Raw genomic sequence first — 15,456 nt, 5'->3', positions numbered from 1 at the left:
AAATTTTATACAACTTCTTATCTTGAGTTCGAGGTGAACTGTATTGTAAATCAATAAGTTGCTAATATTAAATAATTGTAACTAATGAACAAGCTGAGAGGGAAGGCAGTGGAATTCTTTTTTAAAATATTTATAAAAAGTAGATTTGGATTTAAAACCGCATTGAAATGCAAGATCTGTAACACTGGCTGACGGATCTTCCTGCAAGATCTGTTTAAAGTGCTGAATACGGCTCCTGTTGGTATATTCGTGAAAATTGGAATGAAGATGCTTATTAAAAGTGATACTTAAGTCGGCTTTGCTTATTTTCAGATGACTGGAAAGCTGGTCTAAAGTAAATTCTTCATCCAGATAATCATGGCTTTCCTTATAGAAAGAGGTAATGGCATTTTGTACAGCCTCAAAATCTATTTTTGAAAGGTCTTTATACTGATACGTTTCTTTAGGAATAGAAAACGATGATGTATTCTGAAGTTTGTGCTGGTACGTTAAAATATAAACGTACAAAATCCACCCGAACTGGAACAGAAATAAGAGACTGTAGATCTTCTGATAGACCAAAGTATCCCAACCCAATTGATAGACTGCCCAGAAAAGTAATACCCCCGTCAATACATAATAAACCAGATAACGGAAATTACCGGCTACAGGATGTGTAATCTTTTTTCTGTATTTTGTCAGTAAATAAATACACAAAACAAGACAGGCGATCCAATAATAACTGTAATAAACGAAATAGGACTTATAAGAGGTAATCGCCAGATCTGCCCATGGAAGATCAAGCATTTTGGCGGACGTTGCAATCGCATGGTGAACGACCACCAGAGTCAACGGAGCAATAAGGTATTTAAGCTTGTCCCGCCATTTTGCATGGATTAAATACGTAGTGATATATAAGAAAATAAGTCCTTTGAATACACGAAGACTCCCCGGAATTTCATATAGAACAGATTCATAACCAGACCTTTGGATGATGAAATATTCATAGCCCATATCCAGAGCAACCACTCCAATGTACAGGAGCAGCATATTCAGTACAGATTCCCTGTTTTTGATCAGGGATATCAGAAGAGTAAGGGTGATAAGTGCCTGTAGTACAACTACCATAATGATATATAACATGATAACTGATATTTTGCCAAAATTATAGATAATATGTGCACAGCTTCTTTAACAAATTATTAAATATTAACCCAGTAATATAATGATGAGTAAGAGGTTAATTCTGAACGGGTTTTCGTGGGTTTTCCGGTTTTGTATATTAAGTAGTTATTGTTATTTTAGCTAATAAGTATAAGTCGGATGGCTGTCTTTTGGGATATTTTGTAGTTACAGATTAATAGCCGTTTCATTATAACTCATCAATGATATTTGATATTCATGAAAAAACAATTTCAAAACTGGACCCTCTTTTTTATTGCAGGAATCATCGCCATGATTGTCGGATCGATTGCTGCTGTTGTTCTGATGACAGGCTCGTCAGCACCTGATGCTCTATTCGGCATGTATATTCTGTTCGGTTTAGTTCCTTTATTGCTGGTGATTATCATAGACCGGATTCTGGTATGGAAATTCGGGAGCAAAAATGTTAATAAAGTTCAGATTTTTATACTTCTGTTGATTATATTTTTATGGATTGTAAGATTTATGTTGGATCTTTTTATATAAACTGCTGATGATGAAAAACTTGTTTTTATTCTATTTAATTATGATTTCTGCGCTGGTCTCAGCACAGCCTTTTACCCTAAAATCTGTGGGAGAGGTAAAAGAATTCAGACTGAAAATATATTACGGAGCGCAGGGTAAAGGAGCATTTGTGCAATATTCCGGGAAGAAAGAAATCATCCCTTTACAGATAAAAAGTTTTAAAGTAGATACAGACAGGAGAAGAGACGGGGAGCCGGACATTAATTATTATGTCTGGAATGAAATGATCGGAGGGAAAATCAACGGGGTATATACATTAGAAATGATAGATGATAGTGCTTCAAACATTACCTATACCAGAGCAAAAGATGGCAGAAAGTTTACACTGGAAATGGTAGAGGGCGAAAAGTATGACGGAAGCGATAAATATCTTCTGCATGATGCTGTATTGGCGTTTAATCATTCTTATAATAATCATTTTACCATTGCTTATCCTGATGGTAAGAAAACTGCAATAGAACTTCCGTCTCCGGATAAACCTTCTTTTGCCAGGCAAAGCATCATTGAGGATTACAATTTTGATGGTTACGATGACATTGCATTCTCTGTTCCTGATGAGGGAATGGGTGTTTACAGAACGTTTGATATATATCTGTATAATCCGCAAAGTAAACACTTTGAAAAGCTTAAGGAACCGGATTACTCCCACTCAAGTTGTTCGTGTCTATGCGATGTAACTGTTGACAAAAAGAAAAAACTTTTAACAATGGGATGCAGAGGGGGAGCTCGTTGGCATCTGGACATCTACCGTTATGGTAAAAACGGGAATTTAGAATGGATTTCTACAAAAGAACAGACCGAAGAATAATGTTTCTGTTGGCATCTGAAAACACCTTTAAAATCTATGAAATTTTAAATATTGTATACTATAACTCCTCATTTACAGTGATAAAGCCTCCGTTTTTTTACGGTATTTTTAACAATCTCTTTTATGATTCGATTTTAGGTCTGATATTTGTACTGGGTAGCCAAACTAAACGGCCAATTTATTTATGAAAAACATATCTGTGAAAAAATCCTTTATTTATGTCTGTTTATGCGCTTTGTTCCCTGTTTCCTGTAAAAAGGAAATAGAGAAAATAAGTGATACTTTTAAAGATACTGTTTCTTCTTCCGAAGTTCAGGAGGCAGAAAAGGATTCTATAAAGAAAGATTCTGTTCCTGTGGTAAAAAAAGAATCTGTTCCGCCTGTGATGCAGGAAAATGGTTTTTATAATGCTTTTGTTCTTCCAAAGGATAAAAAGATGAGAGATTCTATCTACGCAGAATACAGTAAAAAATACAGTGTAGGAGAGCGTACCGCTATTTTAGCATTGAACAGATTGGATTCTAAAAGTAAATGGAATGCCGATACATTGGTCGTTCCGGCCAAAATAGATACAACATTAATGGCATATTCACCATTTCCGATGCAGCTGGATGTATTGAGCGGGGTGAAAAAATTTGTTATATTCTCATATCCTATTCAGGCTTTTGGAGTTTATTCCAATGGTAGCCTTGTGAAATGGGGACCAACCAGTATGGGTAAAAAAGCAGCTCAGACAACAAGAGGACTTACTTTTGCCAACTGGAAAAAAGAGCTGGCTATTTCTACGGTGAGCAGCGAATGGAAACTTCCTTATAACTTTAATATTCATAATTTAGGAGGTATCGGATGGCATGAATATACGCTTCCCGGATATCCTGCTTCACACTCTTGTCTGCGATTGCTGAGAAAAGATGCGAAATGGCTGTATTCTTATGCAGATACCTGGATCCTGAATCCCGGAGGTGCTACTACAAAAGCCAGAGGTACGGCAGTAATGGTATTCGGAGATTATAAATGGGGTGGAAGAAAACCATGGAGAAAGCTTCTGGATGATCCTAATGCCAATAATATTTCTGTTGAAGAATTAACTAAGCTTCTTGAACCTGAGGTTCCGAAAATGCTGAAAGAACAAAGCAATAGAGAAAAAGTAGCAGATTCTATCAAAGCGGCTAGAGCAGCAGCAACACCTATTCAGAATGAAAAGCCGGTAGAACCTCAGTCTAACTAATTTTCTTTTCAAACTGAAGAGTAGATTCTTCAGCAAACTGTCTCAATTTAAGCATTTCTTCTTTTCCTTTATGCTGCCCGAATCTGGCGGCGATATAAGTAAGAAGAATAAAAAATAACATGATAAAAGAAGCGCTTAGTGCCCACGGGTATTCGGCGCTTTTTATTTGTTTTTCCACATAATACATGGTGAAGAAAGTCATCCAGAGAATAGAAAAGGAAAAATACAGGAACATAAAGAATGTCCACACCGCTGAACTTGGTCCAAATACTCCGCGTATTGCTGTATGTTCATCTTCCATCTCAACCCGTAAAGCAAGGCGGGGCTTCCAGTAATTGTCATATGCTGTTTTCACCCAGATGGTAGCAACTTCTTTATTGATATTGCCTGAAAATTCGCCTTTATGCTCTTCCATATATTTTTTCAAACTTTCAGCATACTCTTCTTTGGTAAGATGAGTAAACATTTTAAATCTGGGTCTGGTTCTTATTCTGTCTAAGGTGCTTTCTTCAGTATTCATATTTTTATTCTTGATAAGGAATGGGATCTTCCAAAGCGAAACTCAGAGTAAGTTTTTGAGTTTTTCTTTGAATGACCATGTTGATATTTCTACCTTCATTGGATTTCATAAGTTCTACTATTTTTTCCAGAGTCATATCCGAGGTTTGCTCTCCATTGATGGTTAGAATTCTGTCATCTTTTTGGAGACCTGCTTGATAAGCGGGAGAATCTTTTCTTACCCCGGCAATGGAAAAAATTGGTTTTAATTTAAATTTATATTGAAAAGCATCTTTATATACTTCAGTGGTAGACATATTAGATTTTTGGGTTTCAATTTTTACCCTGTCCTCCTGCCATTCCAGTCCGTCCTGCTTGAAATCGAGTCCGCTCATGTTAAAATGAAAAGGATCATCGAAATATCTGTTTTTCTTTAAATAAAGCTTCTTATTAGCATAATCAAAAACTACGGTAAACCTCCGCATAAGCTCACTGCCTATTGAGCCTTTTCTGTTTTCTACCATATTAACATGCTGAATAGAAAATTCATCCGGCATAGCGGTAAGAGGTTTTTCAAACTTGAATTTTCCAAGATAGAAATTATGAATCCGGCTTCTTTTGCCATAAATATCTCCATTGAAACCACGGCCTAGAAAATCATCAATATTAGGTCTGTTGTAAACAAAATTCTTGATAAGGGTAGGAAAGAGCCATATAGCATCACTGTTTCCGAGATCAACCAGCAGTTTTGAGTCTTTCTTCTCATTTGTCATTTCTACACCGCCGTACAGATAAGGCTTATCTTTCTCAATGGTGATCGGAAATTCTTCAAACCTTTTGATTTTCTTTTGCAGAGCATCTGCATTTTCATACACGGTAATTTTCTTAGCGCTGTAATCTATATAAATAGGGTGGTCTTTGAAAAAATGATACCCGATAACTCCATTTACAGGAATTCCTACGTGGGGAGAAATATTAAATTCTTCATCAATAATAATATAAAGAGACATGGAGGTATTTACAATTCCGTCTCCTATTTTGCCAATATTGCGGTCAGATTTTAAACCATCAATACTTATACTGCCTCCAAGACCGGAAAATTTTACTTTTTCCACATTGCTCAGTTTGAGTTCCTTATTTTCCAGACTGAAAAGGATCGTTTCCGAAACGCCGGTATCCAGCAAAAAGGTAAGCTCCGCACCATTGACATTGATGGGAATAAAGATAAGATTATTGATAAACTGAAAAGGGATAACCGCTTTTTTAGTATTAATCAACTCAAAAGAATTCTGGGCATTTATAAAAATGCTTAGAAATAATCCTAGTAAAAGCAATTTAAATTTCATTTACTGAATTTACTGAAATTATCTTTATGATAAAAAAAAACATTCCAAAAGCTGGAATGTTTATATAAACTACAATGAAGTAGTGTCTTTTATTGAATTTGTTTTAAATTGGTATCTGTTTATTTGGAAAAGAATTCCATCAGATCCATATAATTCTTCTGATTGACGCCATGTCCGCTCATATATTCTCTGAAAGTGAAGTAACAACTAAGATCGTAAAGAAGATCCGCAGCTTTTCTTCCCCATTCAAGTGGAATCACAGCATCATCAGTACCATGCGAAATGAAGAAGCGAAGTCCCTCCAGTTTCTTTTTATCTTTTACAATACCATCCAGAATTTTCTCTTCAGGATAGCTGCTTAGGCAGGCAATACGATTAAAAAGTTCAGGATGTTTTAACGCTAAAGCATAACACAGTATTCCTCCCTGGCTGAAGCCGCAAAGGTGAGCTTTGCTTTCCATAAGACCATAGTGGTTGACGATTTTTAATATATTTTCCAGAACTGAATCTAAAGATTCCTTTGCCTGGGGAACATCAATAAAGTTTTCAGGATCATTGAAATTAATATCATACCAGGAGTATCCTTCAAATTGAGTATCACGTGGAGCTCTGAAACTTACGATAATCCAGTCATCGGGAAGAGTTTCCCTAAAACTGAAAAGATCCTGCTCGTTACTGCCATAGCCATGAAGCATAAAAAGAATGGGAGTTTGGGAAGTAATATTTTCCGGTTCTCTTACTAGATAATCTAAATTCATACAGCAAAGATAATTAAATTACCTGCAGAATCTTACTTTTTATTATTCATACAATGAACTTCGGGACAAGGTACCGTATGTTTAAAGATTGATTCTTCGGAGTGTATTTTTGGATTTTTGAGATGTGTTTTTATTTTTATTGATTTGATATTATTTGGAAATCTTTATTGGAAAATTTTCATAAAAGTTATTTTTATATTAATAAAAAACTTATATTTGAAACATTAAAAAATCTATTTGGAGAAATGAAGCAATTTTACAATTCAAAAAGTTTACTTAGACTTTCTTTTTTATTCGTTTTATTATTTTCTGTAATTACCGTTGTTAATTCTTGTAAAAAAGATGACGATGAAGAATTCAAGGATCATGTTGTTCAATTCGAAGTGAAGACAACAGCCGGAGGAAATATTATAAGTGTTGTAACACAAGTAGGTACAGCTCAGAATACTATCTACAATACTCCACAATCACCTGTAACTTCACCATGGACAAGTGGGGAATTCTTTGTAAATTCCAGCCAGGCACAGTTGAATCTTGATGCTAATGCATCAATGCCGGATGATAATTCTGAATTGACAATCAATCTTTACATAGATGGAGAAATTGCCAGAACAGTTAAGAAAAAAGGTAAAGGGGTATTAGTAGCCTCTATCGATTACAGTTTCTTAGAGCCATAAAATTATTTTAATTATTGATAAAAAAAAACCGCTTCGAAAGCGGTTTTTTTATTCATCAATCATGCGTTGCTGTACTGCTCTGTTGATCAATTCTGTTGAATTTTTTGCCTGAAATTTCTGTAAAAGATTCTTGCGGTGAGTATCTACAGTAAGAGGACTCAGAAACAACTCTTCAGCAATCACATTACTTGTTTTTCCCTGTGCTACCATCTGCAGGATCTGTTTTTCTCTTTTTGTGAGCCGGGGAATCGGCATGTCATTTTGAGAAGGACGGCTGATGATTTGCTTGGTTTCATTACAGAAAACAATATTTCCGGAAAGAGCTCCCCGGATACAGATAACAAGTTCATCAATAGAAGTATTCTTTAGAAGATAGCCACTCGCTCCATTTTGTATAGATTGCATGATAATGCTTCTTTCCGAGCGGTTACTGAACATAATCACGGAGGTATTAGGCGATATTTTTTTTATTTCTCTGCAGAGTTCTGTACCATTAGCATCGGGCAGCGTAATATCAAGGAGAATAATATCCACCATTTGAGTCCGGATATAGCTGAGTGTTTCCTCACCGGATGCAAAACTTCCGGCCAAATGAAAGAAAGGCTGGCTTTTTAGCATCATTCTTAGCCCTTCGATCACAATAGGATGATCATCAACGATGACTATATTTATTTTTTCATTCTCCATGGATGTTGAGTTCTATATTAATTGTTGTTCCTTGATGATCAGAATTGATTTCCATTTTTCCTTTCAGATAATTGACCCTGTTTTTAAGGTTATGAAGTCCCATACTTTTGGCGGTTTTTTCTATATTTTTATCAAAGCCTTTTCCGTTATCTTCAATTGTTATCAGAAAACTTTCACCGGATTGTGAGCATTGAAGTAAGATGCTGCTAGCCTCGGCATGTTTTATAGCATTGGCCAATAGTTCCTGTACGATTCTGTAGATATTAAGCTGAATATTTAAAGGTAATGTCTTGTCAATATCAATGGCCTGAAAATCAATTTCGAGGTTTTTTCTGTTGTAAAATTCACACAGGTCATGTAAAGCGGTTTCCAGACCAAAATTAAGAAGTGATTCAGGCATTAAGTTCCTGGCTACATGCCGGAGTTCACTCACAGAATTGTCCAGTTGTCCTAAAATCTTATAAAATTCCTGTTCTTTTTCTGGATTAAGGTGGCTGGAAGACCAGACGGAGAAATTAATCTTAACTCCGGCAAGCATACCGCCAAGACCATCATGAAGATCTCTGGCAATACGCTCTCTTTCTCTTTCTTCACCATCAAGAATGGCTTTGGTAAGTGATAATTCTTCTTTTTGTTTAATATCTTCTATTTTTTGCTGAAGATTGATTTCCTTTTGTTCAGATAGTTTTTTATTTTTTCTGTAAATAATATATAGAAAAATAAGAAGACCGATGAAAGATAATAAGGCAAGGCTTAATAACCATAAATACGAGTTTTTTTTGCTTACTTCCATCTGTTTCTTTGCTTTCTCGGTATACAGCCACGCAATTTTTTTCTCATCTTCAGCTTTTCTGTATTTGGCTTCCAGAAGTGCAATGTTTTTATGAATGCTGATACCATTAATGCTATCCAGGGAATTAATATATTCTGTAGCATAGAGATTGGCTTTGGCAGTGTCCTTTAATGCGGTATAATTTTTAAAAAACTCCCTCATAACCTCCTGTTTTGTTCTTTTGTATGAGGTTTTTTGATAGACTTCTTTTAAAATGGTATTAGATTGTTTGAAATTTTTAAGCTCTTGATAGATTTGGTGTTTAAACAGTTTTATCCTCTCCGTAATATTGGTGTTTTTATATTTTTCTGCATTTTGTAGACCCAAATCAAATGTTTTAAGAGCTTCAGGATAATTTTTTTGCTTCATCTGATAATAGCCCAAATTGCTTAAATACAATGAGTTAAAGTTAGATTCAGGATAGTTTTTAATGATTGAGTAGGTTTTATTCAATTCTATTTTTGCCTCCGGTAGTTTATCCTTTCTCATCAGACATTCTGCTTTCAGTAAAAGAACTTCTCCCATTATACCATTAGATTGGGGAGTTTGCTTTTTTAATTTATTTAAAAATAATTCTGCCAGATTACAGTATTCTATTGCTTTTGAAAAGTCACGGGAGTTATAAAACAGAAGGGCAACATTTTTATACAAACCACCTATAAGTTCATTATCTCCAATGGATATTGCAATAGGAATTGCCTTGTTGATAATAAGATTCATGGCTTCCGTTTCTTTGGTCTGCATTACTTTTAGCAGAGACAAATTTTGAAACATGATGATTCTTATTCTTCTAGCTTCAGTACTTCTATATTTTTTTAGTGCAGCTTCAGCGGTGACAAAATCTTTTTCAAGAAGAGTAGCAAAATCAGGTTTTGTAAAGTGGATGAGAGCCTGGTAATATAATCCAATATCTTTGTATATCTGACTTTTGGAGGAACTTTCTAAACCTTGTTTTACATATTTATTATAATTCTCTAAATCCTGCCTTGTAAAATAAGTAGCAGCTATCTGGTAGGATTTTAGAGCTTTTACGGTATCTATAGTTTCGTGATTAGCAGCTGTAACCAGACTATCGAAGTTACTGTTCTTTTTTTCAAGATAATAAAAATATGAGCTTTGAGCATATACATACGGTGCTCCCAAAGTAAATAGAAGTAAAAGCAAATATTTATTTATCATGTTTTTTTTACAATATAATTGTTGATAATTCAAAAATAAAAAAGCCACATAAAATTATAAAATTAAAATTATCAATTATATTATAAACCTGGAAATTATGATTTTAGGTCTGTATTTTCAAATATACAGGGTATGAGATCCCTAAAAATCAGTAGAAAAAAATACACCTTTTTAAGGGTTGTGTTCTATGGAATTCACTGATAGTTTTGCAGAACAGACAATAACAAAAAAAACTATTAAGAATGAAAAAGAGAATCTTTATCCTGGGAATGATTTCCCTGTTCGGGAGTATGCATGCACAGAGAATACAGAAAGGAGAAGCTCAGATCAATGTGGATATAGGAGTAGCAAACGGATGGGGACTTCCTATATCAGTAGGAGTAGACTACGCTATACATAATGATATCACAGTGGGAATAGAAGGAAGTTATGCTACTGAAAAGTATTCAGAAGACATTAAAGGAAGCTGGTTTGGAGTAGGAGCTAACGGAAATTATCACTTCAATACTTTGCTTAAAATTCCAAATAAATGGGACGTATATGCAGGAGCTACCTTAGCCTACAATTCTTTTTCCTATAAATATAACGGATCAGATTTCGATTATTTTGACGGGAAGTCTTCAGGAGTTGGTTTTGCAGGACAAATCGGGGGTAGATATTTTTTCACCAAAAATCTTGCAGCTCATATAGAATTGGGTGGAGGATCTGTAGCTTCAGGAGGGAAAGCCGGGCTTACTTATAAATTTTAAACTCCATATTATTTTCAATACAAATCAGTTTTTTCATAGCCTATATGATGTCAGCAGTGACAGCAAGTTTTTAAAAAATGGTAACTTTCTCAACAGAGCCGTGGATCTATTTCACGGCTTTAGTTTTATAAAATATGATTATAATCATGTTTAATGTTTTTTTAATATTCTATAAAATTTTATAATAATATGTATGTTTTTTAATAAAATATGTTTTTAATGATTTTTATAAATAACACAAAGTTTATTTCAGGTTTCTAATCTATAATTATGTATTTTTCAAAAAAGGTCGTCTGTAATAAAATTATAAAAAGGCTGTTTTGTAGGTACCAACTTAAATATAATTAAAAAAATGACAAAACAGAAAAAAGTATTTCAGAGATTCACAACCGTATGTTTGGCATTAGTAGGCTTGTTAGCTGTACTAACATCTTGTAAGGGTAATGATGATGATGTTCAACGGGAAATCACACATAAGTGGTATTATAAAGTAGAAGCATCTTCAGGCTCTACTATCAATAATATTATTTATCCTAATCATTATGAACCTATGAGTCCGAATGTCTCTCTTACATCAATTAATGGTACAACCTGGAAGAGTCCTGAATTTGAGAGAAAAACATGGATATGGTCTTCAGGAAAAGGTGGAGAAGGCCTTTTTACTGCGATTAAAGCAAAAGCAACAGGTGTTGATGCTTCTTCAACTTTAAAGGTGCAAATTTATGTAAATGATATCTTGGTAAAAGAAATGAAAGATGTTGGACAAACTCTTACTGCTGAGGCTAATTATCAACGTTAGTTTAAAAAACAAAACAAAAAGTATTTCAAAATATCATAGCAGTATTTCTTCCTTTATTACTAGGAAGTTTATTTGTTTCAGTAACTTCTTGTAAGAATAACGAAGATGAAATTGAACAGAAAAGTATTATAATGTAGAAGCATCTGAGGGAGCTACCATAACTAATATTAGCCATGCAAATCATATTTGGGAGAAACAAAGAATATATCAATTGGAATTAGTGGCTCTATGTGGACGAGTGGTGAATTCTCTGAAACAAGTATAACGGTTCCGAGTAAGCATAAATGGGTTGTGCCTATGTATAATTAAGGCAAAAGCAAATGATACAAATATTTCTTCTACATTAAAAGTGCAAATTTATGTAGATGGCGCTTTGAAAAAAGAAGTAAAAGATGTAGGGCTGGTTCCTAGCGCTGAAGCTCGTTATGGGTTTATTACTAATTCTAAAAAAAGAAAGGAATAAATTCTTTTTCCTATAAATATAACGGATTAGATTTCGATTATTTTGATGGGAAGTCTTCAGGAGTTGGTTTTGCAGGACAAATCGGGGGTAGATATTTTTTCACCAAAAATCTTGCAGTTCATATAGAATTGGGTGGAGGATCTGTAGTTTCAGGAGGGAAAGCCGGACTTATTTATAAATTTTAAACTCCATATTATTTTCAATACAAATCAGTTTTTTCATAGCCTATACGATGTCAGAAGTGATAGCAAGTTTTAAAAAAATGGTAACTTTCTCAACGGAGCCGTGAATCTATTTCACGGCTTTAGTTTTACAAAACATGATTATAATCATGTTTTATGTTTTTAATATTATTTTAATTTTCTATAAAATTTCATAATAATATGTGTGTTTTTTTTAATAAAATATGTTTTTGATGAATTTTATAAATAATGCGGAGTTTATTTTAGATTTCTAACCTATAATTATAAGTGTTTTTCAAAAAAGGTCGTCTGTAATAAAATTATAAAAAGGCTGTTTTGTAGGTACCAACTTAAATATAATTAAAAAATGACAAAACAGAGAAATGTATTTCAAAGGTTCACAACGGTATGTTTAACACTCATAGGTTTGTTAACTGTACTAACATCTTGTAATAATGATGATGAAAAGTTTTATGATGTAACACATAAAGTAGTTTATAAAGCAGAAGGGTCTGCAGGAGTTAATATTACAAGTGTTAAGTATAATAGTTCGCCACCAGGGGTAATAATTAAGTCTGCTACAAATGTTAGTGGTACTACCTGGGTGAGCCCAGAATTGGGAGGTATAGAAAGACTACCTGTGGGAAGAGTTTCATCGTCTCGAGCATTAGCTATAGTAGAGGCAACTGGAGCTAATGCATCTTCTACCTTGAAAGTTCAGATTTATGTAGACGGAGTTTTGAAAAAAGAAGAAATGGCTACAGGCCAAAACCTTAAAGTTGACTTAGGATACGATGTTGAGTACAAGGTAAACTAATCACAATTCAATATTTTTAATATGAAAACTTAAGGTGTCTAATAACACCTGCATACTTTTAATTAAAATCTACACCACTAATTTAAAATATAAATGACAAAACAAAAAGTATTTCAAAAAATCGCAGCAATATTTCTTCCTTTATTATTGATAGGTTTATTTACTGTAGTAACTTCTTGCCATGGCGAAGAAGAAAAATATGAAGTAACACATAAAATAGTGTTTAAAGCAGAAGCATCTGCAGGAGCTAATATTACACATATAACTCACAATGGAGAAGGGTTTCATGAAATAAATGTCAGTGGTACTACATGGACAAGTTCTGAAATTACGGAAAAAGATCGATTACGTGTAGGAGATGCTGTTAATCGGACCAAAACTGTTGTTGCAAAAGCAACCGGTGCAAATGCTTCATCTACACTTAAAGTCCAGATTTATGTAGATGGTGTTTTGAAAAAGGAAGTGATAACAACCGGACAAGATCTTAAATCTAGGGCAGATTATGATGTTGAGTTTAAGGTTAATTAAACTATATTCCTATTAAAATAATTTAACATAAGAGTCTTATTTATAGGGCTCTTATGCTATAAAAATAAAATGTGATAGTATATAATGTACTTATTGAATAGTATTACATTGTTTTTGATTAATACCATAAACTACATAAAAATGAAATGATAACACAGAAAAAAGTATTTCAAAATATCATAACAGTATTTCTTCCTTTATTACTAGGAAGTTTATTTGTTTTAGTAACTTCTTGTAAGCATGATGAAGATGAAGATGAAATTGAGCAGAAAATAACACATAAATGGTATTATAAAGTAGAAGCATCTGAGGGAGCTACCATAACTAATATTAGCCATGCAAATCATATTTCGGGAGAAACAAAGAATATATCAATTAATGGAATTACTGGCACAATGTGGATGAGTAGTGAATTCTCTGAAACAAGTATAGCGGTTCCGAGAAAGCATAAATGGATTATACCTATGTATATTAAGGCAAAAGCAAATGGTACAAACATTTCCTCTGCATTAAAAGTGCAAATTTATGTAGATGGTGTTTTGATAAAAGAAGTAAAAGATGTAGGGCTGACTCCTAACGCTGAAGCTCGTTATGAATTTAATACTAATTTAAAAAAAATGAAAGGAATTCAAACCTTAGGAAAACGATTGAAGAAAATTAAATTAAATAATACATCTATAATAAAAAAATAATCCTGATTCCAGGATTATTTTTTTGCTTTCTTATATATTTTAAGATGTTAATTTACCTTCACAATGAAGTAGCTTTTCTTGCCCTTTTGTAACAATAGGAATTTACCATCAATAAGGTCTGTTTCATTGGCTGTAAAAGTATCATTTACTTTTTGCTTGTTTATAGAGATAGAGTTTCCTTTGATCTCTCTTTGGGCCTCACTCTTAGATTTTAAAAATCCTGATTTTTCAGAAAGAAGATCAACAATATTCACTCCCAAAACATCATCTTTTGCAATTTCTTTCTGAGGAACTCCGTCAAACACTTCAAGGAATGTTTCTTCATCAAGACTTACCAAATCTTCAGCTGTAGAACGTCCGAAAAGGATTTCAGAAGCTTTCAGTGCTTTTTCATATTCTTCTCTTCCATGTACCCAAACTGTTACTTCTTCTGCCAGTCTCTTTTGCAGTTTTCTTTCGTGTGCGGCTGTTTTGTGCTCTTCAATTAAAGCCTCAATTTCTTCTTTTCCTAAGAAAGTATAGAACTTGATGAATCTTTCAGCATCTTCATCAGTAGCATTCAGCCAGAACTGATAGAATTTGTATGGTGATGTTTTCTTTTTATCTAACCAATAATTTTCTCCGCTTTCAGACTTTCCGAATTTGGAACCGTCAGCTTTCGTAATTAAAGGAACTGTTAAAGCAAAAGCTTCACCCTGTGCTTTTCTACGGATCAATTCTGTTCCTGTAGTGATATTTCCCCACTGGTCAGAACCTCCCATCTGCAGCTTTACATTGTTGTTCTGGTATAAGTGAAGGAAATCATATCCCTGAATTAACTGGTAAGTGAATTCTGTAAAACTCATTCCATCTGCACCTGATTCTCCAGAGAATCTTTTCTTCACAGAATCTTTAGCCATCATATAGTTGACCGTGATATTCTTCCCTACATTTTTAGCAAAATCAAGGAAAGAAATATTTTTCATCCAGTCGTAGTTGTTCACTAATTCAGCTTTGTTAGGCTCATTTCCTTCAAAGTTTAAGAATTTTGAAAGCTGATTTTTTAAACAGTCAACATAATGTAAAAGAGTTTCCTCATCCAAAAGGTTTCTTTCAGCCGATTTTCCGGACGGGTCTCCGATCATTCCTGTAGCACCTCCTACCAAAGCAATTGGCTTGTGGCCATGCAGCTGGAAGTGCGCTAAAATTTTTATCTGGATAAGACTTCCGATATGTAAAGAATCGGCAGTAGGATCAAAACCAATATATGCAGTAGTTACCTCTTTATTCAGTTGTTCATCGGTTCCAGGCATCATATCGGCAAATAGACCACGCCATTTCAGTTCTTCTATAAAGGAATTCATTGATTTTTAACTTTAAAATTTTAAGATGCAAAGATAGTAAATTCAGAAGTATTAAGCGTAAAAAAGCAAAAGGACGAAAGGGTAGGAATACAAAATAAGAATATCTCAAAAACTTTTATCCGGTCACTTTACCAATAGAACAGATTAACCTTTTTACCCCTTT

16 protein-coding genes are annotated in these 15,456 nt (G+C 33.9%); 9 read left to right on the top strand and 7 right to left on the bottom strand.

Annotation, left to right across the window (positions count from 1 at the left end):
* Positions 1-81: 81 nt before the first annotated feature.
* A complete protein-coding gene (locus tag ACM6F9_RS18615; RefSeq protein WP_414847087.1) occupies positions 82-1,122 on the bottom strand; it encodes a helix-turn-helix domain-containing protein in 1,041 nt (346 codons plus the stop codon).
* A 258-nt stretch (positions 1,123-1,380) separates the two neighbouring features.
* On the opposite strand from ACM6F9_RS18615, the gene ACM6F9_RS18610 reads away from it, so the two are divergent.
* The 3 genes from ACM6F9_RS18610 to ACM6F9_RS18600 all read left to right on the top strand — a co-directional run bounded on the left by ACM6F9_RS18610 (position 1,381) and on the right by ACM6F9_RS18600 (position 3,743).
* Positions 1,381-1,668: a hypothetical protein gene (locus ACM6F9_RS18610; protein ID WP_414847086.1), complete on the top strand. Its 288-nt coding sequence runs from the start codon at positions 1,381-1,383 to the stop codon at positions 1,666-1,668.
* Between the two features lie 10 nt (positions 1,669-1,678).
* The gene (locus ACM6F9_RS18605) at positions 1,679-2,515 is read left to right on the top strand and encodes an XAC2610-related protein (RefSeq protein WP_414847085.1); all 837 of its coding nucleotides are present in this window, start codon (positions 1,679-1,681) and stop codon (positions 2,513-2,515) included.
* 199 nt (positions 2,516-2,714) lie between these two features.
* Complete coding sequence (locus ACM6F9_RS18600; RefSeq protein ID WP_414847084.1) at positions 2,715-3,743, top strand: L,D-transpeptidase; 1,029 nt, start codon at positions 2,715-2,717, stop codon at positions 3,741-3,743.
* Here ACM6F9_RS18600 and ACM6F9_RS18595 read toward each other — a convergent pair.
* From ACM6F9_RS18595 to ACM6F9_RS18585, 3 genes are all read right to left on the bottom strand, one after another.
* A complete protein-coding gene (locus ACM6F9_RS18595; protein WP_414847083.1) occupies positions 3,736-4,263 on the bottom strand; it encodes a hypothetical protein in 528 nt (175 codons plus the stop codon). The genes ACM6F9_RS18600 and ACM6F9_RS18595 overlap by 8 nt on opposite strands.
* Before the next feature lie 4 nt (positions 4,264-4,267).
* Positions 4,268-5,587 carry a PDZ domain-containing protein gene (locus ACM6F9_RS18590; protein WP_414847082.1) on the bottom strand — a complete coding sequence of 440 codons (1,320 nt, stop codon included), beginning with the start codon at positions 5,585-5,587 and terminating at the stop codon, positions 4,268-4,270.
* A 119-nt stretch (positions 5,588-5,706) separates the two neighbouring features.
* Positions 5,707-6,345 (bottom strand): alpha/beta hydrolase, encoded by a 639-nt coding sequence (locus tag ACM6F9_RS18585; RefSeq protein WP_414847081.1) that lies wholly within the window; start codon positions 6,343-6,345, stop codon positions 5,707-5,709.
* Positions 6,346-6,590: 245 nt separating this feature from the next.
* Here ACM6F9_RS18585 and ACM6F9_RS18580 point away from each other — a divergent pair, with 245 nt between their 5' ends.
* Positions 6,591-7,022: a hypothetical protein gene (locus ACM6F9_RS18580; RefSeq protein ID WP_228406974.1), complete on the top strand. Its 432-nt coding sequence runs from the start codon at positions 6,591-6,593 to the stop codon at positions 7,020-7,022.
* A gap of 48 nt (positions 7,023-7,070) precedes the next feature.
* Here the strand turns inward: ACM6F9_RS18580 and ACM6F9_RS18575 are convergent, their stop codons facing one another.
* The gene (locus tag ACM6F9_RS18575; RefSeq protein ID WP_414847080.1) at positions 7,071-7,709 is read right to left on the bottom strand and encodes a response regulator; all 639 of its coding nucleotides are present in this window, start codon (positions 7,707-7,709) and stop codon (positions 7,071-7,073) included.
* Positions 7,699-9,720, bottom strand: a complete 2,022-nt coding sequence (locus ACM6F9_RS18570) for an ATP-binding protein (RefSeq protein ID WP_414847079.1) — start codon at positions 9,718-9,720, stop codon at positions 7,699-7,701. Before ACM6F9_RS18570 ends, ACM6F9_RS18575 begins: the two co-directional genes overlap by 11 nt.
* A gap of 242 nt (positions 9,721-9,962) precedes the next feature.
* Between ACM6F9_RS18570 and ACM6F9_RS18565 the strand changes: the two genes are divergently transcribed.
* The 5 genes from ACM6F9_RS18565 (at position 9,963) to ACM6F9_RS18545 (ending at position 13,950) form a co-directional block, all read left to right on the top strand.
* Positions 9,963-10,469 (top strand): outer membrane protein, encoded by a 507-nt coding sequence (locus tag ACM6F9_RS18565; protein ID WP_414847078.1) that lies wholly within the window; start codon positions 9,963-9,965, stop codon positions 10,467-10,469.
* A 352-nt stretch (positions 10,470-10,821) separates the two neighbouring features.
* Positions 10,822-11,268 carry a hypothetical protein gene (locus ACM6F9_RS18560; RefSeq protein WP_414847077.1) on the top strand — a complete coding sequence of 149 codons (447 nt, stop codon included), beginning with the start codon at positions 10,822-10,824 and terminating at the stop codon, positions 11,266-11,268.
* Between the two features lie 1,012 nt (positions 11,269-12,280).
* A complete protein-coding gene (locus ACM6F9_RS18555) occupies positions 12,281-12,730 on the top strand; it encodes a hypothetical protein (protein ID WP_414847076.1) in 450 nt (149 codons plus the stop codon).
* 93 nt (positions 12,731-12,823) lie between these two features.
* On the top strand, positions 12,824-13,258 hold the full coding sequence (locus ACM6F9_RS18550) for a hypothetical protein (protein WP_414847075.1): 435 nt from the start codon (positions 12,824-12,826) through the stop codon (positions 13,256-13,258).
* Positions 13,259-13,404: 146 nt separating this feature from the next.
* On the top strand, positions 13,405-13,950 hold the full coding sequence (locus ACM6F9_RS18545; RefSeq protein ID WP_414847074.1) for a hypothetical protein: 546 nt from the start codon (positions 13,405-13,407) through the stop codon (positions 13,948-13,950).
* Between the two features lie 47 nt (positions 13,951-13,997).
* Here ACM6F9_RS18545 and tyrS read toward each other — a convergent pair whose 3' ends face one another.
* Complete coding sequence (gene tyrS / locus ACM6F9_RS18540; RefSeq protein ID WP_414847073.1) at positions 13,998-15,293, bottom strand: tyrosine--tRNA ligase; 1,296 nt, start codon at positions 15,291-15,293, stop codon at positions 13,998-14,000.
* Positions 15,294-15,456: the final 163 nt, after the last annotated feature.

The organism is Chryseobacterium sp. IT-36CA2 (assembly GCF_949767875.1).
GTDB lineage: Bacteria > Bacteroidota > Bacteroidia > Flavobacteriales > Weeksellaceae > Chryseobacterium.
Note: the sequence above shows the minus strand (reverse complement) of the source record. Positions and strands in the feature narration are given on the sequence as shown.

Bases quoted from the DNA above. Each gene is read 5' to 3' on its own strand.
- ACM6F9_RS18615 (WP_414847087.1), bottom strand. From the start codon at position 1,122: ATGTTATATATCATTATGGTAGTTGTACTACAGGCACTTATCACCCTT.
- ACM6F9_RS18610 (WP_414847086.1), top strand. From the start codon at position 1,381: ATGAAAAAACAATTTCAAAACTGGACCCTCTTTTTTATTGCAGGAATC.
- ACM6F9_RS18605 (WP_414847085.1), top strand. From the start codon at position 1,679: ATGAAAAACTTGTTTTTATTCTATTTAATTATGATTTCTGCGCTGGTC.
- ACM6F9_RS18595 (WP_414847083.1), bottom strand. From the start codon at position 4,263: ATGAATACTGAAGAAAGCACCTTAGACAGAATAAGAACCAGACCCAGA.
- ACM6F9_RS18590 (WP_414847082.1), bottom strand. From the start codon at position 5,587: ATGAAATTTAAATTGCTTTTACTAGGATTATTTCTAAGCATTTTTATA.
- ACM6F9_RS18585 (WP_414847081.1), bottom strand. From the start codon at position 6,345: ATGAATTTAGATTATCTAGTAAGAGAACCGGAAAATATTACTTCCCAA.
- ACM6F9_RS18580 (WP_228406974.1), top strand. From the start codon at position 6,591: ATGAAGCAATTTTACAATTCAAAAAGTTTACTTAGACTTTCTTTTTTA.
- ACM6F9_RS18575 (WP_414847080.1), bottom strand. From the start codon at position 7,709: ATGGAGAATGAAAAAATAAATATAGTCATCGTTGATGATCATCCTATT.
- ACM6F9_RS18570 (WP_414847079.1), bottom strand. From the start codon at position 9,720: ATGATAAATAAATATTTGCTTTTACTTCTATTTACTTTGGGAGCACCG.
- ACM6F9_RS18565 (WP_414847078.1), top strand. From the start codon at position 9,963: ATGAAAAAGAGAATCTTTATCCTGGGAATGATTTCCCTGTTCGGGAGT.
- ACM6F9_RS18560 (WP_414847077.1), top strand. From the start codon at position 10,822: ATGACAAAACAGAAAAAAGTATTTCAGAGATTCACAACCGTATGTTTG.
- ACM6F9_RS18555 (WP_414847076.1), top strand. From the start codon at position 12,281: ATGACAAAACAGAGAAATGTATTTCAAAGGTTCACAACGGTATGTTTA.
- ACM6F9_RS18550 (WP_414847075.1), top strand. From the start codon at position 12,824: ATGACAAAACAAAAAGTATTTCAAAAAATCGCAGCAATATTTCTTCCT.
- ACM6F9_RS18545 (WP_414847074.1), top strand. From the start codon at position 13,405: ATGATAACACAGAAAAAAGTATTTCAAAATATCATAACAGTATTTCTT.
- tyrS (WP_414847073.1), bottom strand. From the start codon at position 15,293: ATGAATTCCTTTATAGAAGAACTGAAATGGCGTGGTCTATTTGCCGAT.